This window comes from Curtobacterium sp. MCBD17_023 (assembly GCF_003224415.1).
Classification (GTDB): Bacteria; Actinomycetota; Actinomycetes; order Actinomycetales; family Microbacteriaceae; genus Curtobacterium.
In genome coordinates this window covers 28,618-51,191 of the sequence record NZ_QKLJ01000016.1, presented here as the reverse complement: position 1 = coordinate 51,191, position 22,574 = coordinate 28,618, and the positions used below count along the sequence as shown (strand labels likewise).

Genomic DNA, 22,574 nt, shown 5'->3' with positions numbered 1-22,574 from the left:
CGCGTCAGCGCCCTGCGGCGGACGGCGTCTGCTGCCGGAGCGGCTGCGTGCTGGTGTCGTGCAGCCCCTTGCCCGTCGTCTCGGGTGCCATGACCTGCGACAGGATCCCGCCGGCGACGCAGACGGCCGCGGCGATGAGCATGCACGCACCGATGCCGATCGTCGAGATGCCGACCGGGAGCAGGAACGTCCCCGCGGCCGCGCCGATGCGGCTGCACGCGGCGGCGAACCCGACGCCGGTGGAGCGGACCTCGGTCGGCAGCACCTCGATCGGGTAGACCGCGGTCAGATTGCCCTGCACGGCGTTCATGAACGAGAACACCGCGAAACACAGCACGACGACGACGCCGGGCGCGGATCCCCACAGTCCGACGACGGCGAGCGCCACGGCCATGATCCAGAACGGCGGGATCAGCTGCCGGCGACGACCGAGCCGCTCGATCGTGAGCATGCCGACGAGTGCTCCGACCGCCGCCATCGCGTTCACCGTGATCGTGCCCGCGGCCTCGTCGTGCAGCTGCAGGGACTTCAGCACCGTCGGGGCGAACGTGAAGATCGCGAAGTAGGGCGCGACGTTGCACGCCCAGAAGAGGGAGATGAACGCGAGACGCTGCCGGTTCTCCTTCGAGAACAGGACGCGGTACCCGCCGGCCTTCTGCTGCTCCGCCGCGTACTGCTCGTCGCGGAAGTACGCGTCGCCGCCGAGGTGCTCGGCGACGATCGTCCGTGCCTCGTCCACCCGGCCGCGGGCGAGCAGCCACCGCGGCGACTCCGGGAACCTGATCCGGGCGACGGCGGTGACGACGGCCGGCAGCGCGCTCGTCACGAGCACCCACCGCCAGCTCAGGCCGAACGCGTCGATCATCACGTAGGCGGTGACGACGGCGATCAGGTAGCCGCCGTACCAACACACGAGCAACCCGGACAGCCGCCGGCCGCGGTCCTTCGCGGGGGCGAACTCGGCGAGCATCGCGGCACCGATCGCGTACTCCGCGCCGATCGCGACCCCGAGCAGTACCCGGACGACGAACAGCTGCCAGCCGTCGGCGACGAACGCCTGCGCGAGACCGAGGACGATGAACGCCAGCACGTCGATCGTGAAGACGCGCTTGCGGCCGAACCGATCGGTGAGCCAGCCGGCGAGCGGCGCTCCGATGAAGATGCCGATCAGTGAACTCGCACCGATGAGTCCTGCGAGCACCGGGTCCAGGCCGAGCGCCACGGTGATGGCGGGCAGGGCGACGCTGATCACGCCGAGGTCGAACCCGTCCAGGCCCTCGCCCCACGCGCAGGCGAAGGTCATCCGGCGCAGGAACCCCCGCCGTCCGGCCGGGATGCTCGTCGTGGTCATGGTGATCCCTCCCGCGTGCGCCCCGTGGTCGACGCCCATCGGACCCTAGGCCGGAGGTGGTCGTGTGCTCGTCCAGGTTCTCCGTGTGCGGACCCCACGAGGGGGACCGCCGGCCGTCGCACTGCCCGGTGGCATGGCTCGTGGCGACCGAGCACGCGCCCGCTCCGTACGCTGGCACGGTGACCCCTCCGCGCAGGCCCTCGACCGTCCGCCTGCTCGTCGCGTCCTCGCACCCCGGCCCGACTGTGACGGTGACGGTCCTCGCCACCGTCCTCGCCGCCGCGGTGGGGCACCCGGTGGGGACCGTCGTGCTCGTGGCGCTCGCCGTGGTCGCCGGCCAGCTCTCGATCGGGCTCGCCAACGACTGGATCGACGCCGACCGTGACCGAGCCGTGGGGCGGAGCGACAAGCCGGTGGCCCGGGGGCTCATCGCCGTGGGGACGGTCCGCGCCGCCGCCGTCGTCACCGCGGGCATCGCCGTCGTGCTGTCGCTGTTCCTCGGGCCGGTCGCCGCGGTCGCACACGTGGTCCTCGTCGCGGCCGGGTGGGCGTACGACGCCGGCCTGAAGCGCACGGTCTGGTCGGTCGCGCCGTTCGTCGTCGCGTTCGGGCTGCTCCCGGTCGTCGCGATCGCGGCGGGGCCCGACGTCAGGTGGCCCGCCGCGTGGGCGATCGCGACCGGTGCGGTCTTCGGCGTCGCGATCCACTGCACCAACGTCCTGCCCGACCTCGTCGACGACGAGGCGACCGGGGTGCGCGGCTTCCCGCACCGGCTCGGCCTGCACGCGTCCGGGGTCGTCGCGTTCGGTTCGCTCGTCGTCGCGGCCGTCCTGGTGCTCGTCGGCCAGCTCGGCGGCGACGACCCGGTCCGCGGGGTCGGCGCTGTGCTGGCCGTGCTGGGTGCGGTCGTCGTGGTCGTCCTGGCAGCGGTCGGGGTGCGACTCGTGCTGACCGGGCCGCCGACCCGCACGTTGTTCCGCCTGGTGATCGCGTCGTCGCTCGTGCTCGTCGTCGAGCTCGGCTTCGCGGGAGCGGCCCTGGTGGCCTGAGCCGCGGCCGCGGCCGCCGCCGCCCGCACACCAGCCCCAGGGCGAGACCGACGCCAGGGCGTGCGGAGCGCCCGATCAGGACCGGCGCAGGAACGGGTCGATGACCGCCCACGTCGCGTCCGGGGCCTCCAGGTGCGGGAGGTGCCCGGCCGCCGGGACCTCGACGAACTGCGCACCGGGAACGGCTGCGGCGACGGCCCTGCCGTACGCGGGCGTGACGACGCGGTCACTGGCACCCCACACGACGAGGGTCGGGACGTCCACCGCCCCCAGACGGCCGAGGAGCGTCGGGTCGCTCATGCTCGTGCCGGCGACGGCAGCCATGGTGCGGCCGTTCGCCTGCTGGACCGCGCGCTGCTCGTCGGTGGAGCCGGCCGGGTCCCGGTACCCGCGCTCGGGGTCGTGCCATGCCACCTCGGCCAGTCCGCGGGCGTCGAGGGCGAAGAAGTCGGCGATCGGCTCACCGTCCACCACGACGCCGACGCCGTCGATCACCACGACGGCACCGATCCGTCCGCGGTACCGGTCATCGGCGGCCGCCTGGACGGCCATCTCGAGGGCGACCCACCCGCCGATCGACGAACCGATCAGGACGACGTCGTGCTCGTCGCGGTCGACGAGGTGGTCGAGGTACGCGTGCGCGAGGTCGGCGACCGAGGCGATGGCCTCCGGCCGGGCGGTGCCGTCCCAGCCGGGGTGGGTCGGCGCGACGGCGTGCATGGTCGCCGCGAGGTGCCCGACGATCGGTGCGACGGTCTGCGGGCCACCGCCGCCGTGGAGGACCAGGGCGATCCGCGCGGCGGGGTCGCCGTCCTGGTCGACGGGGAGGTCAGTGGGGAGGGTGCTGGTCATGGTCCACCTGTCTCAACATGTTGATGTAATGATGTTGATACCGTAGCACCATGGCGACGGACCTCGAACTGCTCGGACAGATGCTCAAGCGGGCGCAGTACCGGAACCACCGGACGATGGACGCTGCGCTCCGCGACGTCGGGGTCAGCCTCGTGCAGTGGGACGCGCTCCGTGCGGTCGACCGGATGCCCGGAGCCTCCGGCCACGACCTCGCCGTCGCCACGTTCCAGAGCGACCAGGCGTTCGGCACGCTCGCGACACGGCTCGTCGAACGCGGCCTCATCGAACGGTCGGCGGGACTCGGGCGCCGTCTCGTGCACACCCTGACGGACGCCGGCCGCGCAGCGCTCGACGACGGCCACGCGATCGCGGTCCACGTGCTCGACGAGCTCTTCGCACCGTTGGACGACGCGGGTCGGCGCCACCTGGAGCGCGCGCTGGCTGCTCTCACCGCGGCGGAGTGAACGGCCCCCCCGCGTCCGGGTACGCGGGGCCCTCGACCGTGCGGACCGTACAGTGCACCATGACCGAAACCACGCCGACACCCCACCTGCTCCGGCTCGGGGTGCTGGCTGTCTCCCGGAAGGCCGATGAACGTCGCCTGCCGATCCACCCCGCACACGTCGAACGCATCGACCCCGACCTCCGCGCCAGGATGGTCCTCGAGCGCGGGTACGGCGATCGCTTCGGCGTCCCGGACGAGCAGCTCGAACCCCTCGTCGGAGCGATGGCCACGCGTGCGGAGGTGGTCGCCACCGCCGACGTCGTGCTCCTGCCGAAGCCCCAGACACCGGACCTCGCCGACCTGCGGGACGGCCAGGTGCTCTGGGGGTGGCCGCACTGCGTGCAGGACCAGGCGCTGACGCAGCTCGCGATCGAGAAGCGCCTGACCCTGATCGCCTGGGAGGCGATGAACCACTGGCGGGCCGACGGCGGCTTCGGCCTGCACGTCTTCCACAAGAACAACGAGCTCGCCGGGTACTGCTCGGTGATCCACGCGCTGCAGCTCTGCGGCTCCACCGGGGACTACGGGCGTCGGCTCACCGCCGTCGTCATCGGTTTCGGTGCCACCGCCCGTGGGGCCGTCACCGCCCTCAACGCCCACGGCATCCACGACGTCCGCGTCCTCACGAACCGCGACATCGCCGCCGTCGGGTCGCCGATCCCGTCCGTCGACATCCTGCAGATCGAGCACGACGAGGACGCACCGACGGGCAGCACGGTCCGGACCCGGGAGGGCTCGGTCCCGCTCGCGCCGTACCTGGCGCGGAACGACATCGTCGTGAACTGCACGCTCCAGGACCCGAACGCGCCCCTGACCTACCTCCGCACCGAGGACCTCGAGGCCTTCCGCCCGGGGAGCCTGGTCGTCGACGTCTCGATCGACGAGGGGATGGGCTTCAGCTGGGCACGGCCGACGTCGTTCGCCGAGCCCATGGTCACCGTCGGCGGGTCGACGAACTACTACGCCGTCGACCACAGCCCGTCACTGCTCTGGAACTCGTCGACGTGGGAGATCAGCGAGGCGCTGATGCCGTTCCTCCGGACGGTGATGTCGGGTCCGTCGGCGTGGGCGGAGTCGGACACGATCCGTCGGGCGATCGAGATCGAGCACGGGCAGGTCCGCAACGAGGCGATCCTCGCCTTCCAGGGCCGCGCGGCCGCCTACCCGCACACGGTCACCGCCTGACGGCGGCGTCTGCTCGGGACGCCTCGATGGCTCCGAGGCGCCGCCACCTCCCGCGGCGTCCCGACCACTCGGCGGCGTTCCGCTCGGACGGGCCCGTCTCGCAGGCCCGTCGGACGGACGGGAGGTCGACTACGCCCAGGCCATCGCGTACAGCCGGGCCAGGGCACGCGCGGTCGGGAGCGCCAGGACGGACCGGAGCAGCGCCTCCCGGCCGACGCCGACCACGTCGGGGACCGCGCGGCCGAGGGCCATGTTCGCCTCCGCCTGCCGTCCGGCCCGTCGTGCGGCGGCCTGCCGCCGGCGCGCGTAGACCGGCCATGGTCCGGCCGCACCGGTGCGCACCGCGTCGGCGAGGACCGGTGCCAGGTCGGCCGCGTCCAGCCACCCGAGGTTCATGCCCTGTCCACCGATCGGGCTGATCTCGTGGGCCGCGTCGCCGACCAGGACCACCCGGCCGAGTCCGACGCGGTCCGCGGTGCGGCGACGCACGCGGAAGGCGCTGAGCATCGAGCAGGTGGCGGGGTCCGGCGCGACACCCGTGCGGTTCCGCACGATCGCCGCCAGCCGGGAGGCCCGGTCCGCCTCCGGCGCGTCGGCTGCGGCCGCGGGGACGGCCGGGTCCGCCAGGGCGTCGTCCCGGGGGAGGAGCACGACGTACCGTCGGCGGCCGTCGGGGAGCGGGAAGGACTCGACCACGCCCGCCGCGCCGACGTCGACGAGGGCGGCCGAACGGGCGTCCGCGTCCTCGGGGTCGGCGAAGTCGCCCATCACGTAGCGGTCCGGGTAGTCCCGGCCGGTCGTCCCGATGCCGAGCAGGTCGCGGACCAGGCTCCGGGCGCCGTCCGCGCCGACGACGAAGGACGCGCGGACCTCGACCGGTCGGCCGTCGCGGTCGGTGCCGGTCGCGTCCACGTGGTCGCGGTGCCGGGTGAGCCCGACGAGTGCGGTGCCGGTCCGGAGTGCTCCGGGTGCACCGGCATCGAGCCGGTCGCGGAGGAGCACCTCGGTCCGGTGCTGGTCGAGCGTCGCCACGTACGGGTGCGTGTCGGACGCGCCGTCGAACGACAGCGTGCCGAGGACCCGACCGCGACTCCGGGCGACCCCGGTCCGCACGAGGACCGCCTCCGCGAGCACCGTGTCGGCCAACCCGACCTCGGCGAACGCGTCGAGCGACGGCGGGTGGATCCCGATCGCCCGCGAGCCGACCGGGTCGGTGGTCCGGCGCTCCCAGACCTGCACGGCGGTTCCCCTGGCCGCCAGGAGCGCGCCGAGGAACAGGCCGACCGGTCCGCCGCCGACGACGAGGACGTCCGTGGTGTCCGTGGTCACGGGCCGAGCCTACGCACGGCCGGACCACCGGTTGCCGGGAACGCCACCACGACCCCCAAAGAGCCCTTTGACGGTGCCGCCTCGCGAGTGTCACCATGACGCCGTGTCCGCCATCGACGAGCTCCGCGCCACCGCTCACCCCGTCCGCCTGCGACTGCTCTCGCTCCTGACCGGCGTCGCGATGAGCGCCGCCGAAGCCGGCCGGGAGCTCGGGCTCTCGCAGGCGACGGCGAGCTACCACCTGCGCGTGCTCGAGCGTGCCGGACTCGTCCGGGTCGTCGAGGTCGTCCGGCTCCGGGGCGGTGACGCCAAGCGCTACCGGCACGAGGCGTCGTCGGTGCCGTTCGACGTCCACGACGTGCACCCGCTCGACCCGGACACGGCGGAGGAGCGCGTCGCCTACCTCGGGTTGGTCGCGGACGAGCTCCGGCGGCGAGCCCTCGACCAGGTCGACGGCCCCGGCATGTCCGCCGACGCCGAACTCTGGGTGGACCCGGAGACGTGGCGCCGCGTGGTGCACCACGTCGGGCAGACCGCCGCCCTCCTGCACGCCGCCGCACGCCCGCCGCGGACACCCGGCACCCAGCCGGTGTCGATGACGGCGGCGCTGTTCCCGGTGCGACGACGGTGAGCACGACGGTGAGCACCACGGTCGACCGTCTCGGTCCGCTCCGGCACGCACCCTTCCGGTGGCTCCTGGCGGCCCGCACGACGAGCATCCTCGGCAACGCGGTCGCGCCCATCGCGCTCGCGTTCGCCGTGCTCGACCTGACCGGGTCGGCGGCCGACCTTGGGCTGGTCGTGGCCGCACGGTCGGTGGCGAACGTCGCGGTCCTGCTGTTCGGCGGCGTGGTCGCGGACCGCCTGCCCCGCGACGTCGTCCTCGTCGGGACGTCCGGCGCTGCCGCCGTCACGCAGGGCGTGGTGGCTGCGCTCGTCCTCACGGGGTCGGCGAGCATCCCGACCCTCGTCGTCCTCAGCGTCCTGAACGGAGCCGTCGCGGCGGTCAGCCTCCCCGCCGCGGCGGCACTCGTGCCGGACACCGTGCCCGCGCCGATGCTCCGCCCCGCGAACGCGATGCTCCGGCTCGGCCTCAACGGCGGGAGCATCCTCGGTGCCTCGGCGGGTGCCGGCCTGGTCGCCCTCGTCGGGCCGGGATGGGGACTCGCGGTCGACGCGGCCGGCTTCGCCGTCGCCGGCCTGTTGTTCGCACGGATGCGGCTGCCCCGGACCGGCGCGGCAGCGGCCGACCGGGACAGCGGGACGTCGCGGTCGGTCGTGTCCGACCTGCAGGAGGGGTGGCGCGAGTTCGCCAGCCGCCGGTGGGTGTGGATCGTCGTGGTGCAGTTCGCGGTGCTCAACGCGGCGTTCGTCGGCGCGACGGCCGTCCTCGGGCCCGTCGTGGCGGACGCGTCCTTCGGTCGGGCCGCGTGGGGGCTCGTCGTCGCCGCGCTCTCCGTGGGGCTCGCGATCGGCGCGGGCATCGCGCTCCGGTGGCGACCCCGGCACGCACTCGGCATCGGGGTCGCACTGATGGTCGTCGCCGCCGTGCCCGTGCTCGCCCTCGCGCTGACCCCGTCGGTCGTCGCGCTGGTCGTCGCCTTCGCCGGCGCCGGCGTCGCGATCGAGGTGTTCTCCATCGCCTGGGACCAGTCCCTGCAGACGAACGTGCCGCGCGACGTCCTCGCCCGCGTGTACTCGTACGACGCGGTCGGTTCGGTCGTCGCGGTGCCCGTCGGCGAAGCGCTCGTCGGACCGCTCGCACACACCGTGGGAACGGTGCAGACCCTGCTCGGGTGCGCCGCGCTCATCGTCCTCGCCACCGTGGCAGCGGCCGCCACGCGGAGCGTCCGACACGTGACGGTCGAGGAGTCCGCGGGCTCCTGACCGACCGGTCCCGACTGTCCGCGAACCGCACCAGGTGCCGGATCTGCCAGCCCTCTCGGGCGCACCCGAGTTCCGTTCCGTGCGGATCGACCACCAGCACGAGCACCACCGCCAGGAGGCACCCATGAGCACACCCGACGACGACACCCGGCCCGTCCGCGGCACCGGCGCGCACGACGGCACGGGTCGTGACGAGACGCACCACGACGGCGACGCCGCTCACGCGGTCGCCGCTCCCGGTGACGACCGGAACGACGGACGCGACCACGCACGGAACGACGGCGTCGCTGCGGGTGCTGCCGGACGCGCCGAGCGCGGTGCGACCCAGCGTGAGACCGTCCTCGAACGCGAGAAGGAGGAGTTCGCCGGCTTCAAGTGGGGCTCGGCGTTCTTCGGCTGGCTCACCGCCACCGGCACCGCGGTCATCCTGACGGCCCTCCTCACCGCCGTCGGCGCTGGCGTCGGCCTCGGCCAGAACGGCGGCGACGTCGACGACGCGGCCCAGGACGTGACGCAGAACGGCGACGTCGTCGGCATCGTCGGAGCCATCGCACTCGCCGTGATCCTGTTCGTCGCGTACTACGCCGGTGGCTACGTCGCCGGCCGCATGGCCCGGTTCTCCGGTGCGAAGCAGGGCATCGCCGTCTGGATCTGGGCGGTCGTCATCGCGATCGTCGTGGCGATCATCACCGCCGTCGCGGGCAGCCAGTTCAACGTCCTCGGGAACCTCAACAGCTTCCCGCGGATCCCGGTCGACGAGGGCACGCTCACCGTGACCGGGATCATCACCGTGATCGTCGTCGCCGTCATCAGCCTGGTCGGCGCGGTCCTCGGCGGCCTCACGGGCATGCGGTACCACCGCAAGGTCGACCGCGTCGGTCTCGGCCGCTGAGCCGAGGCACCGCCCCGGGCGCTCTGCCCCCACGAACCCACCTGACACACCACCACCGCACGACGAAGGGAACGACCATGATCGACACGAACAACATCAACAGCGTCTTCGACGCCAAGGTCATCGACCCGGACGGCCAGAAGGTCGGCACCGTCAAGCAGGTCTACGTCGACAACACCGACGGCCACCCGCTGTTCGCCAGCGTCTCCACCGGCCTCTTCGGCACCTCGGAGTCGTTCGTCCCCCTCGAGGGCGCCGACCTGACCGGTGACGAACTCCGCGTCGCGTACGACAAGGACCGCATCAAGGACGCACCGCGCATCGACGCCGACGGCGACCTCAGCGACGACGAGCAGGACCGCATCTTCGACCACTACGGCCTGGGCAGCAGCAGCAGCACCACCACCGGCACCGACACCTCGGCCAGCTTCGGCACCGAGTCGACGACCGGCACGACCGGCACCGACCCGGACCTCACCACAGGCACGGCCTCCGGCTCCGGCACGACCGGTGACGTCACCGACGTCGACCGCAGCGCCGGCCACGACACGTCCGGGGCGAACACGGACGACGCGATGACGCGGTCCGAGGAGCGCCTGGACGTCGGCACCCAGAAGGTCCAGACCGGCCGTGCCCGCCTCCGCAAGCACGTCGTCACGGAACAGCAGTCCGTCACCGTGCCGGTGCAGCACGAAGAGGTCCGCCTCGAGACCGAGCCGATCACCGACGGCAACGTCGGCGCGGCGACCGACGGCCCGGCCCTGTCCGACGAGGAGCACGAGGTGACCCTCAGCGAGGAGCGCGTCGTGGTCGACAAGGAGACCGTCCCGGTCGAGCGCGTCCGCCTCGGCACCGAGACCGTCACCGAGCAGCAGCAGGTCTCCGAGGACGTCGCGCACGAGGAGATCGAGCTCGACGAGGACGGCACCACCCGCCGCTGAATCGCGTTCTGCACGACCGGGCGGGCGTCGGAGGGGCGCCGACCACTAGCGTGAGCGCATGGCAGCAACCGACGAGACACCGGCAGTGGAGCCGACGCCGGCACAGCACATCGATGCGATGATCGCGGCGCACGCGGACTGGCGCGGATCGGTCCTCGCCGACGCCCGTGCCGCGGTCCTGGCCGTGGACCCGGCGATCGAGGAGACCTGGAAGTGGCGGGGCGCTCCGGTGTGGGAGCTCGACGGCATCCTCGTCGTCGGCAACGTCTTCAGGGCGGCCGTGAAGCTCGGCTTCATGTACGGCGCGGCCCTCGAGGACCCGGACGGCCTGTTCAACGACGAGCTCGGTGGGAACCAGCGTCGCGCGATCAAGTACTCCGAGGGGGACGACGTCGACGTCCCGGCACTGCAGGCGCTCGTGCGACGGGCGATCGACCACAACCACACGCGACGCCAGGCCAGCCGACGCCGCTGACCGACCGACGCCGCTGACCGACCGAAGCCGCTGACCGACCGGCCCCGCTGTCGGGTCCGCGTCAGCTCGCGGCGGCGCTGCGGGCGGCGTGGTCCTCGGCGACCAGGCGACGGGCCTCCCGAACACGCGCGCGGAGCTTCTCGACCGGGACCTCGATCGCGTACGCCGCCCCGATCGACACGATGACGGCGGCGGCGAAGAGCCAGACGTTCCCGAACCAGCCGATCGCGAACGTGCCGAGCAGGGCGATCACGAGCGGGTGCCAGAGGTAGGCGGAGTACGACACCCGGCGTCCGAACCAGGCGACCGGGGACCAGGACAGGGCCACGGACACCGGGGTCCGCACCGAGACCAGCCCGCCGATGAGGACCGCCGCCGCCAGTCCGGTGGCCGGCATGAGCAGGCCGAAGGTCCAGGCGTGGTCGGTCCAGTCGTCACCGATCCAGAACTGCACGCCGACCACCGCCGCGGCGCCCGCCCAGGTGCCCAGGTGTCCGGCGAGGCCGGAGGCGAACGAACGGCACCGCTCGTCGTCGAGCAGCAGCGCGAGCACGCACCCGGTGGCGAGCGGCACGACGCCGAGCACGGGGGAGAAGTACACGTCCGGGGTCGAGCCGCCCGAGGGGGTGCGGTAGCTGAGCCACGACGCTGCCGACGCCGCCACGACGACGGTGGACAGGCCGAGGACGAGTGCCCGCCGACGACGTCCGAGCGACAGCAGGAGCAGCAGCACCGGTGGCCAGACCAGGTAGAACTGCTCCTCCATCGACAGGCTCCACGTGTGCGCGAAGACCCCCTGCGTGGTGTCCCAGAACGAGCGGTAGAGGTTCCCGGTGTAGGTCAGGGCGATGAACGCCGCCGACCCCGCCGAGAGTGACGCGCCCTTGTAGTCGCCGACCCAGTTCCAGAGCAGCAGTCCGGCCACGACGAGGGCGACGAGTGCCGGGTAGAGCCGGAGCAGGCGCTTCCACCAGAACGACCCGAGCCGGATGGTGCCGGTCCGCTGCCGCTCGCGGAGGAGCAGTGTCGTGATGAGGTACCCGGAGAGCACGAAGAAGACCGTGACGCCGATCCACCCGCCCTCGAACTGCGGGACGTGCAGGTGGTACAGGACCACCATGACGATCGCGACGGTTCGGAGGCCGTCCAGCGGGAGGGCGCGACCCGGCGGCGACGCCGGAGCTGGCGGGGCCGCCACGGGCGCGGCCGCGGCGGGTACGGACGGCGCGACGACGGGCACGGTGTCCGTCGGGGGTGCGATCCGGGTCATCGTCCCAGTGTGCTCCCGCTGTCCATGAACCGGCTCCGGCCTGTCAGGCCTGCTGTCGAACCATCGACGCGGCCAGTGCGTCGAGCCGCTCGGTCGCGAGTTCCGGCAGGGTGCGGGTCTCGCCCGGGGCGATCCACTGCGCGAAGGCCAGGTGGAACACCGTCACACCGGACTGCGCCAGCAGGGTAGCGGCCGGCTCGGGGACGCCCCGCCCGCGGAGGACCTCGGCGAGCCTGCGTCCGAGACCGGAGAGCTTCGCGAGTTCGCGCTCGCCGAGAGCGGGTTCGGCGTCGATCACGGTCTGCCGGCGGCGGGACCACTCGCGGCGGTCGTCGGGGAAGAACGAGCCGGCACCGTCGAGCGCCCGTGCGATGAGCTCGATCGGCGGGATGTCGGCCGGGGCGTCCTCGACGGGTCCGACGAACAGCCCGATGAAGGCGTCCTGGCTCGCGAACAGGACTTCGCGCTTGTCGGCGAAGTGCCGGAAGAAGGTCCGCTCGGTGACATCAGCGGCACGGGCGATGTCGGCGACCGTCGTGGCCTCGAAGCCCCGGTCGAGGAACAGTTCCAGAGCCGTCGACTGGAGGCGCTCCCGCGTGCCCGGTTGCCATCTCGCCATCCTCTGAGTGTACCGACGGACCAGTCATGATGACAGCGCCTGACATCGGGTGTACCGTCTTGATGTCAGCAAGTGACATCAACGAGAAGGGCACCATCATGCACGTGTTCGTCACCGGAGCCTCCGGCTGGATCGGCTCCGCCACCGTCGACGAGCTCCTCACCGCCGGCCACCGCGTCACCGGGCTCGCCAGGTCCGACACCTCAGCCGCGGCCGTCCAGGCGAAGGGCGCCGAGGTCCTCCGCGGCGACCTCGACGACCTCGAGGCACTCCGCCGTGGGGCCGATGCCGCCGACGGCGTCGTCCACCTCGCCAACAAGCACGACTTCGCGCACCCCGGAGTCAGCGACGCTGCCGAGCGCGCCGCCGTCGAGACCCTCGGCGAAGCGCTCGTGGGCAGCGGGCGACCGTTGGTGGTCGCGTCCGGCGTGGCCCGACTGGCCGGCGACCGGGCCGCGACCGAGGCGGACCCGAACCCGGCCGTCGGTCCGCACTCCATGCGCGGCGGTGGTGAGAACCGTGCGCTCGACTTCGTCGACCAGGGCGTCCGGACCGTGATCGCGCGCTTCGCCCCGACCGTCCACGGCTCCGGCGACTCCGGCTTCGTCTCGCTCATCACCGAGGCCGCCCGTCGGCACGGGGCCGCCGCGATCATCGGCGAGGGGTCGAACGGCTGGGCTGCGGTCCACCGCACGGACGCCGCGCGCCTGGTCCGACTCGGCCTCGAGGGTGCACCGGCGGGCACTCGGATGCACGTCACCGCAGAGGACGCCGTGCCGACCCGGGACATCGCGCGAGCGATCGGTGACGCCCTGGGCGTGCCGGTGACGACGATCGAGCCGGCCGAGGCGGTCGACCACTTCGGCTTCGTCGGACCGTTCTACGCGATGGAGATGGCCGCGACGTCGACGGCCACTCGGGATCTCCTCGGTTGGCAGCCGACCGGACCGACCCTGCTCGAGGACATCGCCGCCGGCGCCTACACGGCCGCACGGAACTGAGCGCGCGGTTCCCTGACCGCACGGACCGGGCCGGACGGCGGACGGGAGGTCCGTCACCCGCTGGTGACGGACCTCCCGTCCGGTCCGTGGTCGCGCGGGGCGCTACTCCGCCTTCTGCAGCTGCCAGTGCTCCGGCTCGCGGTCGCCGTTCGGGCGCACCGGGCGGACGTCGCCGACGATCGGGATCGAGCGCTTCCGCATGAACCAGACGTAGCGGACGAAGAAGTGGGTCAGCGTCGACATGCGGTTGCCGTTGCCGAGCAGGCTCGTGATGTGCACGAACACCCACGCGGCCCAGGCCACGGGCCCGACCATCGTGATGCCGCCGCGGAGCTGGGCGACGGCGGCGTTCGTGCCGATCGTCGCCATCGTGCCCTTGTCGAAGTACTTGAAGCGCTCGGTCGGCTTGCCGGCGACGAGTCGCTTGATCTGCTCGGCGACGTGCTTGCCGCCCTGTAGCGCCGGCTGGGCGAGCTGGGCGAGGGCATCGTCCTGCGCGGCGATGTCCCCGGCCGAGAAGATGCGCTCGACCCCCTTCACGCTGAGGTCGTCGTTCACCTGGATGCGACCGCCGTGCGTCTGCGGCAGGCCCCAGTTGCCGACCTCCTTGTGCGCCGCGACACCGGTCGCCCAGATGACCTGCGACGCCGGGATGACCTCGCCGCCGGCCAGGCGGACGCCGTCGGGCAGGACCTCCTCGACACCGGCGTTCAGGCGCAGGACGACACCGCGCTTGCGGAGGATCTTGGCCGCGTACCGGCGGAGGCGCGGGGCGAACGGCTTGAGGAGCTCGCCGCTGCGGTGCACGAGCGTGATCGAGATGTTGCCGCGTTCGATCTCCGGGTAGGCGCCGACGAGCGCCTGGTCGCGGAGCTCCGCGAGCGCACCGGCCATCTCCACGCCGGTGGCACCGCCGCCGACGATGACGACGCGGATCTCGTCCGGACCCTGCTTCGCCGCGGCCTGCTCCAGGCGGGTGAAGAGCTCGTCCCGGATGCGCAGGGCCTGGGAGCGGGAGTACATCGAGTACGCGTACTCGTAGGCGCCGGGCGTCCCGAAGTAGCTCGTGTTCACGCCGTTGGCCAGGATCAGGTAGTCGTAGTGCAGGTGCTCGCCGTCGGACATCTCGGCGATGCGCTCGTCGTGCCGGATGCCGGTGAGCAGCCCGTGCCGGAAGTCCGCGTTCGCCTGGCGTGCGCGGAGGCTGCGGAGGAAGTACGTCACGTCACCGGCGTTCAGCCCGCCGGTCGCCACCTGGTACATGAGGGGCTGGAACATGTTGTAGACGTGCCGGTCGACGAGGGTCACCCGGACCGGTGCGTCCTTGAGCTCGCGCATCGCGGCGATCCCGGCGAATCCACCGCCGACGACGACGACGTGCGGGCGGGTGTCCTGCGGCATGGTGAGCTCCGGGGGTCGTGCGGTCTGGGCCACCCAGAAGGGTACGCCGATCAGGCAGACCCGCTGTCCACGCTCCGGACAAGAGCCGGGAGGCGCGGATCACCGCCGTCAGGCGTCGAACCGCCCGTAGGTGCTCAGCACGTTCCCCTTGCTCGTCACGGCGTTCGCGACCAGGCGGAGCCGCGTCGGCGGGTCCGTGGGCTCGAACAGCTTCCGACCGTGTCCGGCGATCGCCGGGTGCACCATCAGCTGCAACTCGTCGAGCACCCCGGCGAAGAGCAGACTCCGGACGAGGGTGACGCTGCCGCACACGGCGATGTCGGCTCCGTCCCGTCGCTGCAGCTCGCGGACGAACGCCGGCACGTCGCCGGGGATCCGGGTGCTGTTCTCCCACGCCAGGTCGTCGCCGAGGGTGGTCGACGCGACGTGCTTCTCGATCGGGTTGATCCACTGGCCGAAGGGGTCGTCCGCGTGCGCTGGCCACCACTCGGACCACTCCAGGTAGCTGTTCCGACCGAGCAGCACCGTGTCGGTGGCCGCCATCCACGCGGTCATCGCGGCACCGAGCTCGTCGTCGAAGCTGTCGTACTGGAACTCGTACGGGTCCTGCACGACGCCGTCGACCGAGGTGAACAGTCCCGCAGTGACCTTCCGCATGTGGGCGAGGGTAGCGCCTGGAGCCCGGCAGCGGAACGGTTCCCAGGCGCTGCGGCCCGGTCGGCATAGGGTCGGGGGATGCGTGCACTGGTGGAGACCGTCCAGGTCGACGGACACCCCGTCCGGCTGCGGACGATGGCGCCGGCCGGTCGGGTGCGGGACTCGTTCGCCCCCACGGTCGTGCTCGTGCACGGCATCGGGATGTCGCACCGGTCCTTCCACCGGGTGCAGACGGCGCTGTCCCGGACGCACCGGACCGTGTCGGTCGACCTGCCCGGGTTCGGCGGGTTGCCGTACGGCCGCCGTCGGTTCGAGGAGCACGAGTACGCCGACCTCGTCGTGCGCGCGGTCACCGCCCGTGGAGCGGGGGACGTCGTCGTCCTGGGACAGTCGATGGGCACGCAGATCGCCGTCGAGGCCGCCCTCCGTCACCCCGACGTCGTCAGTTCCGTCGTCCTCGTCGGTCCGGTCGTCGACGACCGCCGCCGCTCCCTCGTCCGGCTCGCCGCCGCACTCGGCGTGGACGTCCTGCTCGAGGGCGCCCGGATGAACGCGATCGTCCTCTCGGACTACCTCCGGAGCATGCCCCAGTACCTCCGCGAACTCCGGCCGATGCGCAACTTCCGGATGACCGACGGCGTCCGGGCCCTGACCGTCCCGGTGCTCGTCATCCGCGGTGCGCAGGACCCGGTCGCGAAGCACGACTGGGCCGTGCGGCTCGCGGAGACCGCCACGCGCGGTGCCCTCGTCGAACTGCCCGGACCGCACCACGTGCAGGAACACCAGCCGGTCGCCGTCGCCCGACTGGTGGACGAGTTCCGTCGGGTCCAGACGCTCGAGTCGGCGCGCGACGGAGTGGTGCTGTGACCGGCCCGACCCCGCACCCGGGTGCGCCGATCGACGTGTCGGCGGGTGGGCCTCCCGTCCGGGTCGGCCTCCTCCGACGCGTGCGGTGGGCACTGCTCGACTGGCTCTACGCCGGGGTGTGGCAGGTCCGGAGCCTCGGCCCGACCACGGCCGACGACTACCGGACCGGCGACCGGCAGGCCGTCGTCGTCATCCCGGGCGTGTACGAGACGTGGCACTTCATGCGTCCCCTGATGGACGTCCTGCACGACCGCGGCCACCCCGTGCACGTGCTCACCGACCTGCGCCACAACGTCCGACCCGTCCCGGTGTCGGCGGAGGCGGTCATGGCGTACCTCGACGAGCACGACCTGCAGCACGTCCTCGTCGTCGCGCACAGCAAGGGCGGGCTGATCGGGAAGTACGCGATGACCCGACTCGATCCGCACGGGCGGATCGACCGCATGGTCGCCGTGTCGACGCCGTTCGCCGGCTCGAAGTACGCGGTGCTCGCGCCCGTGCGGCACCTCCGGGTCTTCCGGGCGGCGGACCCGGTGCTCGCCGGGCTGGCGCGGGAGCTGGACGCGAACAGCCGCATCACCTCGGTGTACGGGGTGTACGACACGCTCATCCCCGGTGGGTGTGAGCTCGCCGGGGCGGAGAACGTGCAGCTCGAACTCGGCGGGCACTTCCGGATCCTCGCCGACCGGCGGACCGCCGTCGCGGTGTTGCGCGCGGCGGACGGCGACTGAGCGGGCGACCTGCTCGGTCCCGCGGCGTCCTGTCCCGCGGCGTGCTGCTCCCGCTGGGCCCGTTCCTCCGGGCACCACTCCGCCGGGCCTCACTCCTCCGGTGGTCCGTTCCTCCGGTGGTCCGTTCCTCCGGGGCCCGTTCGTCAGCGGGTGGCGACGCTCGCGCGCTCCACGATCCGGTGCGGCACGACGACCGTCCGGACCGGTGCCTCCCGGTCGGCGATCCGCCGCTCCAACAGGTCGAGGGCGGCGTCCGCGAAGGCCCGACGGTCGAACGACACCGTGGTGAGCGCGGGGATCGCGAACGCGGCCTGGTCGACGTCGTCGAACCCGACGACGCTCACCTGCTCGGGCACCCGCACACCCCGAGCTGCCAGGACGTGCAGCACGCCGAACGCGATCGAGTCCGTGAACGCGAACACGGCGTCGGGCAGGGGGTTCCCGTCGAGCCAGGTGGCGAAGGCGGTGGCGGCGGCGGCGGTGGTCCATTCGGGGAGCGGCACCCGGAGTGCGGGGTCGACGTGCAGGTCTGCGCTGCCGACCGCGTCGTCGTGGCCGAGCTGCCGCAGCCGCGCCGTCGCGGTGACCCCGTCGCGCCGTGGTGCCCCGACCACGGCGATGCGCCGGTGCCCTCGGTCGAGGAGCATCGTCGTGACCTCCCGGGCCGCTGCTCGGCTGTCCACGTGCACCTGGTCGACCTGCTCGGGCTCGACCTCGCCGATGACGACCGTCGGCGGCAAACCCTCGGTGTTCGCGAGGGTGCTCGCGCTGAGCGACACCGGGTTGAGCACGAGACCGTCCACCAGGTGTGCCCGCGCGCGGGACACCAGTTCGCGTTCGCGTTCCGGGTCGTCGGCGGTCTGCTCCAACTGCACGACGAGCCCTCGGTCGTGCGCGAGTTCGACGAACCACCGCGCGAGGTCCGCCGAGTACGCGCTCGCGAGCTCCGGCAGCGTCAGGGCGATGGCGCCGGTCCGGCCGTTGCGGAGGCCACGGGCGGAGAGGTTCGGCACGTACGCCAGTTCGGCGACCGCGGCCTCCACCCGGGCCCGCGTCTCCGGGCGCACGACGACACCGCCGTTGACGACGTTGGACACCGTCTTCGGCGACACCCCCGCGAGGGCGGCCACGTCCCGCACGGTCGCTCGCATGACAGCACCGTAGCGCGGTCGTCAGCCGACGGTGCGGACCCGCACGTGCGCCGGGCCGTCGTCGCCGACGGTGACGGTGGTCTCCTGTGCCCCGACGCGGACGGCGTACTCGCCGCGGAACCCGCGGAACACCACCCGCCCGGCGTCGTCGGTGCGCAGGGTGGTCGGCGGTGTCCACCACTCGTCCTTCACCAGCCGACGGAGGGCGTCGTAGGACGGCTTCGGGGTGCCGTCGGCCCGGACGAGCCCGATCGGTGCGCCCAGCCACGCCCCCTCGTCCGTGATGCCCCAGTAGGTGATCGCCTCGACGGCCGGGTGCCCGACCAGGCTGCGGTAGTGCCGTTCGAGTTCGTCCGCCTGACGTGCCTCGCCCTCGGGCGTCGACGGCCACGAGTCGACCACGTGGTCGTTGAGGTCGACGATGTGCGCGGGCATGAGCTCGCCGGACACGAGTGACGTCTCGGTCAGGTGCAGCGGCAGGCCGTACCGGGCGAACCGGTCGACCATCGCGAGCATGGTGTCCTCACCCCAGTAGCCCTGGTGCATGTGGGTCTGCAGCCCGATCGCGTCGATGCGGATGCCGGCCTCGAGGACGCCCTCGATCAGGCACTCGTAGGCGTCCGAGAGGTCGAAGTCGTTGAGCAGCAGCGTGACGGCGGGGTTCGTGGTGCGGGCCTCCTCGACGGCCATCCGGATCATCGCCAGGCGGCCGCGTGCCAGTGCGAGCGGCGTGATCGCGTTGTCGCCGTTCGCGAAGTGCGGCATGATCACGACCTCGTTGATCGCGTCCCACGTGTCCACCAGCCCGGCGAAGTCGCTGACCTCCCGGCGGATCCGCTCGCGCTGCAGGCGCTCCACCTCGTCGTTCCCCAGGCCGAGCAGCCAGTCGGGTTGCACGGTGTGCCAGACGAGGGGATGTCCCTTCGTCGCGACGCCTCGGTCGCGGAACCACCCGGCGGTGCGCTGGAGTCGTCCGGTGTCCGGCTGCCCGCGCTCCGGCTCGAACCGGCCCCAGTAGAACGGCAGGGTCGCGGTGTTGAAGACGTCGAGCCACAGGTCCGCGAGCTCCGGCGTCCCGACGTCCGGCTCGCCGTTCGCCAGCCCGACGAAGTCGAAGCCGATGTTGCCGAAGCCGAACGCGTGCCGCCGCTGCTCGACTCGGACGTCGGCGTCCGCGACGGGAGCGCCGTCCGCGTCGGTGACGGTGACGACCGCCTCGCCGGTCCGGTGTGCTGTGTCCTGGTGCGTCGCCATCGACGGCCTCCCGATTTGTTGTGAGCGGCAACGTATCAGGTCCGGCTCGCGGACTCGAGGGGTGTGTGCGACGTCGTCGCCCGTCAGCGGGACGCCCCCGTCTGCCGGCGGCGCCGCCGACCAGGTGTGACGCCGCTGTCGACGCGAGACGCCCCTGGCCAGGCGGGACGCCGCCGGAAGTGCCGGCGTCTCGCGGGTGGGGCGGCGTCGTGCACGGACGCCGGCGTCTCGCGCGTCAGGACACCGGACGGGAGGCGCGGCTCGGTCGGGCACCGAGCCTCCCGTCCTGCGCGCGGGCGGAGGCGGGACGCCCCCGTCTGCCGACGGACGCCGCCGCCGACGCGAGACGCCCCTGGCCAGGCGAGACGCCGCTGCCGACGCGAGACGCCCCTGGCCAGGCGAGACGCCGCCGGAAGTGGCGGCGTCTCGCGGGCAGGGCGGCGTCGTGCGCAGACGCCGGTGTCTCGCGCGCCGAGGTTGCCGGGACGGGAGGCGCGGCTCGGTCGGGCACCGGGCCTCCTGTCCAGCGCGCGGGGCGGGGGCGAGACACCCCCGTCTGCCGACGACGCCGCCGACCAGGCGAGACGCCGCGGGATACGGCGGCGGCGTCCTCCGTGCCCGGGGGCGTCTCACGCGCCGGGCGGTGGGGCGGTGCTCGCACGCACCACGAGCGACGCCGGCAGCTGCACGTGCGCGGGGACGTCCCGCCCGCCGAGGAGCTCGAGGAGCATCCGGAGGGCCTCGGCGCCGAGGTCGTGCAGCGGCTGGGCGACGGTCGTCAGCGGGGGAGCGGCGTTCGCGGCCTGCGGCACGTCGTCGAAGCCCACCACCGAGAGGTCCTGCGGCACCCGGAGTCCGAGTTCGCCCGCGACCTGGAGCACCCCGATCGCCGAGCTGTCGTTCGCCGCGAAGACCGCGGTCGGACGGTCCGGGCGGGAGAGGAGCTCGCGGGCGACCTCGGCGCTGACCGTGGTCTGGTAGTCGCCGACGCACACCAGGTCCGGGTCGAACGGGATGCCCGCGGCCTCGAGCGACTGCCGGTAGCCGATCTCGCGGAGTTCGGCCGACGCCAGGTCCGCGCGACCCCGGATGTGTGCGATCCGGCGGTGTCCGAGGCCGATGAGGTGCTCGGTCGCCGCTCGGGCCCCGCCGATGTTGTCCGAGTCGATGGCCGCGTGGCCCTCGGGTCCGGTGTGCGGGTCGATCGAGACGACCGGGATCGGCGTGCTCGCCATGAGCGTGGTCGGCGTGACGACGATCGCGCCGTCGATCAGGGTGCCGGCGAGGCGGGAGAGCGACCGGCGCTCCCAGCCGGGCCGGGCCTCCCCGCTGACGAGTCCGGCGTAGGCGAGCAGTTCGTAGCCCGTGCCGTCGGCGGCCGACGAGATGCCCTTGAGGAGCTCGGTGGAGAACGGCTCGAACTCCGTGACGAGGATGCCGATGACGTCGGTGCGGCTGCGCCGGAGGCTCCGGGCGACGAGGGAGCTCTCGTACCCGAGTGACTCGATCACGGCGAGCACCCGCTGCGAGGTGGCGGCGGCGACACCGTCGCGCCCGTTGATGACCTTCGAGACGGTCGGCACCGAGACGCCGGCGGCTCGCGCGACATCGCTGATGGTGGTCCGCCCCGGGAGGGGAGCAGGACGGGCGATGGCATCCACGTCGACACCGTACTCGTCCACGGGCTCCGTCCGGCACGCCACGACCGAGTCCGAGGCATGGAGCGCGACATCGACCGTCCATGCCGCGCACCGGACAGAAATCGTTATCGAAATCGATTGACAGCGGCTCGGACCGCCGTGCATGCTCTCCCTGCGGCCTCGCGGTCGCATGTCAACGACGACTACCGAGGGACTCCACAATGACGAGGAAGAACAGGTTCGCGGCGGCCATCGCCATCGCAGCCGGCACCGCACTGCTCGCCACGGGCTGCTCGAGCGGCGGAGCCGCCGACGACGGCGACGGCAAGGTCACGATGACCTTCTGGCACAACTCCACCACCGGCCCCGGCAAGGCCTACTGGGAGGACACCGTCAAGGCGTTCGAGGCGAAGAACCCGAACGTGACGGTCAAGATCCAGGCGATCCAGAACGAGGACCTGGACGGCAAGCTCCAGACCGCGCTCAACTCCGGCGACGGCCCCGACGTGTTCCTGCAGCGCGGTGGCGGCAAGCTCAACGCGATGATCAACGCCGGGCAGCTGCTCGACATCAAGGACTCGATCAGCGCCGACGCGAAGAAGTCGATCAGCGCCGGGACCTTCTCGGGCTACGACGCGAAGGACGGCACCTACGCGATGCCCGTCGCCGTGCTCCCCGAGGGCATCTGGTACAGCCAGGACCTCTTCGAGAAGGCCGGCATCGAGGGCACCCCCACCACGATGGACGAGCTCAACGAGGACATCGCCAAGCTCAAGGACTCGGGTGTCGACCCCGTCGCCGTCGGTGCGAAGGACGCCTGGCCGGCCGCGCACTGGTACTACAACTTCGCCCTCCGCGCCTGCAGCGAGAAGACCCTGACCGGTGCCGCCGAGTCGTTGAAGTTCGACGACAAGTGCTGGACCGAAGCCGGCAAGCAGCTCGAGGACTTCAACGACACGAAGCCGTTCAACAAGGGCTTCCTGACCACCGCCGCCCAGCAGGGCGCGGGGAGCTCCGCGGGTCTGCTCGCCAACCACAAGGCGGCCATGGAACTCATGGGCGCGTGGGACCCGGGCGTGATCTCCTCGCTCACCCCGGACGCCAAGCCGCTGCCCGACCTCGGCTGGTTCCCGTTCCCCGCGGTCGAGGGTGGCAAGGGTGACCCGAAGTCGATGATGGGTGGCGTCGACGGCTACTCCTGCACCGCGCAGGCCCCGAAGAAGGCGTGCACCGACTTCCTCAACTTCATCGTGCAGAAGGACAACCAGGAGGGCTACTACAAGGCCTTCCAGGCGATCCCCGTCAACCAGGACGCACAGTCCGTCGTGTCGGAGCCGTACCTGAAGTCGGCCCTGGCCGCCTACAAGGAAGCCCCGTTCGTCTCGCAGTACCTCGACACCCTGTACGGCCAGAACGTCGGCAACGCGCTGAACACCAGCGTCGTGGACGTCCTCGCCGGCAAGGGGACCGCGAAGGACATCGTCACCACCACCAACCAGGCTGCGGCCAAAGGCTGA

22 protein-coding genes are annotated in these 22,574 nt (G+C 72.5%); 12 read left to right on the top strand and 10 right to left on the bottom strand.

All coding sequences use genetic code 11. The features are described 5' to 3' along the window. Positions 1-4 precede the first annotated feature (4 nt). Positions 5-1,351: an MFS transporter gene (locus tag DEI84_RS13720; RefSeq protein ID WP_110891270.1), complete on the bottom strand. Its 1,347-nt coding sequence runs from the start codon at positions 1,349-1,351 to the stop codon at positions 5-7. 179 nt (positions 1,352-1,530) lie between these two features. Between DEI84_RS13720 and DEI84_RS13715 the strand changes: the two genes are divergently transcribed. Then, positions 1,531-2,400, top strand: coding sequence for a UbiA family prenyltransferase (locus DEI84_RS13715; protein WP_110891269.1), 870 nt, complete (start codon positions 1,531-1,533; stop codon positions 2,398-2,400). 75 nt (positions 2,401-2,475) lie between these two features. Here the strand turns inward: DEI84_RS13715 and DEI84_RS13710 are convergent, their stop codons facing one another. Beyond that, a complete protein-coding gene (locus tag DEI84_RS13710) occupies positions 2,476-3,252 on the bottom strand; it encodes an alpha/beta fold hydrolase (RefSeq protein WP_110825942.1) in 777 nt (258 codons plus the stop codon). Between the two features lie 50 nt (positions 3,253-3,302). On the opposite strand from DEI84_RS13710, the gene DEI84_RS13705 reads away from it, so the two are divergent. Further along, on the top strand, positions 3,303-3,716 hold the full coding sequence (locus DEI84_RS13705; protein ID WP_110825943.1) for a MarR family winged helix-turn-helix transcriptional regulator: 414 nt from the start codon (positions 3,303-3,305) through the stop codon (positions 3,714-3,716). A 59-nt stretch (positions 3,717-3,775) separates the two neighbouring features. Further along, positions 3,776-4,942 carry a N(5)-(carboxyethyl)ornithine synthase gene (locus tag DEI84_RS13700; RefSeq protein WP_110891257.1) on the top strand — a complete coding sequence of 389 codons (1,167 nt, stop codon included), beginning with the start codon at positions 3,776-3,778 and terminating at the stop codon, positions 4,940-4,942. 129 nt (positions 4,943-5,071) lie between these two features. Here DEI84_RS13700 and DEI84_RS13695 read toward each other — a convergent pair whose 3' ends face one another. Then, positions 5,072-6,271 carry an FAD-dependent monooxygenase gene (locus DEI84_RS13695; RefSeq protein ID WP_110891256.1) on the bottom strand — a complete coding sequence of 400 codons (1,200 nt, stop codon included), beginning with the start codon at positions 6,269-6,271 and terminating at the stop codon, positions 5,072-5,074. A 103-nt stretch (positions 6,272-6,374) separates the two neighbouring features. Between DEI84_RS13695 and DEI84_RS13690 the strand changes: the two genes are divergently transcribed. The 5 genes from DEI84_RS13690 (at position 6,375) to DEI84_RS13670 (ending at position 10,466) form a co-directional block, all read left to right on the top strand. After that, positions 6,375-6,902 carry a helix-turn-helix domain-containing protein gene (locus DEI84_RS13690; RefSeq protein WP_110891255.1) on the top strand — a complete coding sequence of 176 codons (528 nt, stop codon included), beginning with the start codon at positions 6,375-6,377 and terminating at the stop codon, positions 6,900-6,902. A gap of 8 nt (positions 6,903-6,910) precedes the next feature. Further along, positions 6,911-8,158 (top strand): MFS transporter, encoded by a 1,248-nt coding sequence (locus tag DEI84_RS13685; RefSeq protein WP_110891268.1) that lies wholly within the window; start codon positions 6,911-6,913, stop codon positions 8,156-8,158. Between the two features lie 124 nt (positions 8,159-8,282). Beyond that, the gene (locus DEI84_RS13680) at positions 8,283-9,050 is read left to right on the top strand and encodes a hypothetical protein (protein ID WP_181420466.1); all 768 of its coding nucleotides are present in this window, start codon (positions 8,283-8,285) and stop codon (positions 9,048-9,050) included. A gap of 77 nt (positions 9,051-9,127) precedes the next feature. Then, on the top strand, positions 9,128-9,991 hold the full coding sequence (locus DEI84_RS13675; RefSeq protein ID WP_110891253.1) for a DUF2382 domain-containing protein: 864 nt from the start codon (positions 9,128-9,130) through the stop codon (positions 9,989-9,991). A 58-nt stretch (positions 9,992-10,049) separates the two neighbouring features. Then, on the top strand, positions 10,050-10,466 hold the full coding sequence (locus tag DEI84_RS13670) for a DUF1801 domain-containing protein (protein ID WP_110891252.1): 417 nt from the start codon (positions 10,050-10,052) through the stop codon (positions 10,464-10,466). A gap of 61 nt (positions 10,467-10,527) precedes the next feature. Here the strand turns inward: DEI84_RS13670 and DEI84_RS13665 are convergent, their stop codons facing one another. Continuing rightward, positions 10,528-11,736, bottom strand: a complete 1,209-nt coding sequence (locus DEI84_RS13665; RefSeq protein WP_110891251.1) for an acyltransferase — start codon at positions 11,734-11,736, stop codon at positions 10,528-10,530. Between the two features lie 43 nt (positions 11,737-11,779). After that, positions 11,780-12,355, bottom strand: a complete 576-nt coding sequence (locus tag DEI84_RS13660) for a TetR family transcriptional regulator (protein WP_110891250.1) — start codon at positions 12,353-12,355, stop codon at positions 11,780-11,782. Between the two features lie 62 nt (positions 12,356-12,417). Here DEI84_RS13660 and DEI84_RS13655 point away from each other — a divergent pair, with 62 nt between their 5' ends. Further along, complete coding sequence (locus DEI84_RS13655; protein ID WP_258371792.1) at positions 12,418-13,356, top strand: SDR family oxidoreductase; 939 nt, start codon at positions 12,418-12,420, stop codon at positions 13,354-13,356. A gap of 102 nt (positions 13,357-13,458) precedes the next feature. Here the strand turns inward: DEI84_RS13655 and DEI84_RS13650 are convergent, their stop codons facing one another. Continuing rightward, positions 13,459-14,790 (bottom strand): NAD(P)/FAD-dependent oxidoreductase, encoded by a 1,332-nt coding sequence (locus tag DEI84_RS13650; RefSeq protein ID WP_258368264.1) that lies wholly within the window; start codon positions 14,788-14,790, stop codon positions 13,459-13,461. Positions 14,791-14,865: 75 nt separating this feature from the next. Then, positions 14,866-15,414: a dihydrofolate reductase family protein gene (locus tag DEI84_RS13645; RefSeq protein WP_110825952.1), complete on the bottom strand. Its 549-nt coding sequence runs from the start codon at positions 15,412-15,414 to the stop codon at positions 14,866-14,868. 78 nt (positions 15,415-15,492) lie between these two features. Here DEI84_RS13645 and DEI84_RS13640 point away from each other — a divergent pair, with 78 nt between their 5' ends. Together DEI84_RS13640 and DEI84_RS13635 are read left to right on the top strand one after the other, a co-directional pair. After that, entirely contained in the window at positions 15,493-16,281 is a 789-nt protein-coding gene (locus DEI84_RS13640) for an alpha/beta fold hydrolase (protein WP_110891248.1), read from the top strand. Then, positions 16,278-17,012 (top strand): triacylglycerol lipase, encoded by a 735-nt coding sequence (locus DEI84_RS13635; RefSeq protein WP_258371791.1) that lies wholly within the window; start codon positions 16,278-16,280, stop codon positions 17,010-17,012. Before DEI84_RS13640 ends, DEI84_RS13635 begins: the two co-directional genes overlap by 4 nt. A 143-nt stretch (positions 17,013-17,155) precedes the next feature. Here the strand turns inward: DEI84_RS13635 and DEI84_RS13630 are convergent, their stop codons facing one another. From DEI84_RS13630 to DEI84_RS13620, 3 genes are all read right to left on the bottom strand, one after another. After that, positions 17,156-18,163, bottom strand: a complete 1,008-nt coding sequence (locus tag DEI84_RS13630) for a LacI family DNA-binding transcriptional regulator (RefSeq protein WP_110825954.1) — start codon at positions 18,161-18,163, stop codon at positions 17,156-17,158. Positions 18,164-18,184: 21 nt separating this feature from the next. Next, positions 18,185-19,417 (bottom strand): endo-1,4-beta-xylanase, encoded by a 1,233-nt coding sequence (locus DEI84_RS13625; protein ID WP_110891247.1) that lies wholly within the window; start codon positions 19,415-19,417, stop codon positions 18,185-18,187. 629 nt (positions 19,418-20,046) lie between these two features. Then, complete coding sequence (locus DEI84_RS13620; RefSeq protein ID WP_258367569.1) at positions 20,047-21,078, bottom strand: LacI family DNA-binding transcriptional regulator; 1,032 nt, start codon at positions 21,076-21,078, stop codon at positions 20,047-20,049. Positions 21,079-21,278: 200 nt separating this feature from the next. Here DEI84_RS13620 and DEI84_RS13615 point away from each other — a divergent pair, with 200 nt between their 5' ends. Next, positions 21,279-22,574 (top strand): ABC transporter substrate-binding protein, encoded by a 1,296-nt coding sequence (locus tag DEI84_RS13615; RefSeq protein ID WP_110825957.1) that lies wholly within the window; start codon positions 21,279-21,281, stop codon positions 22,572-22,574.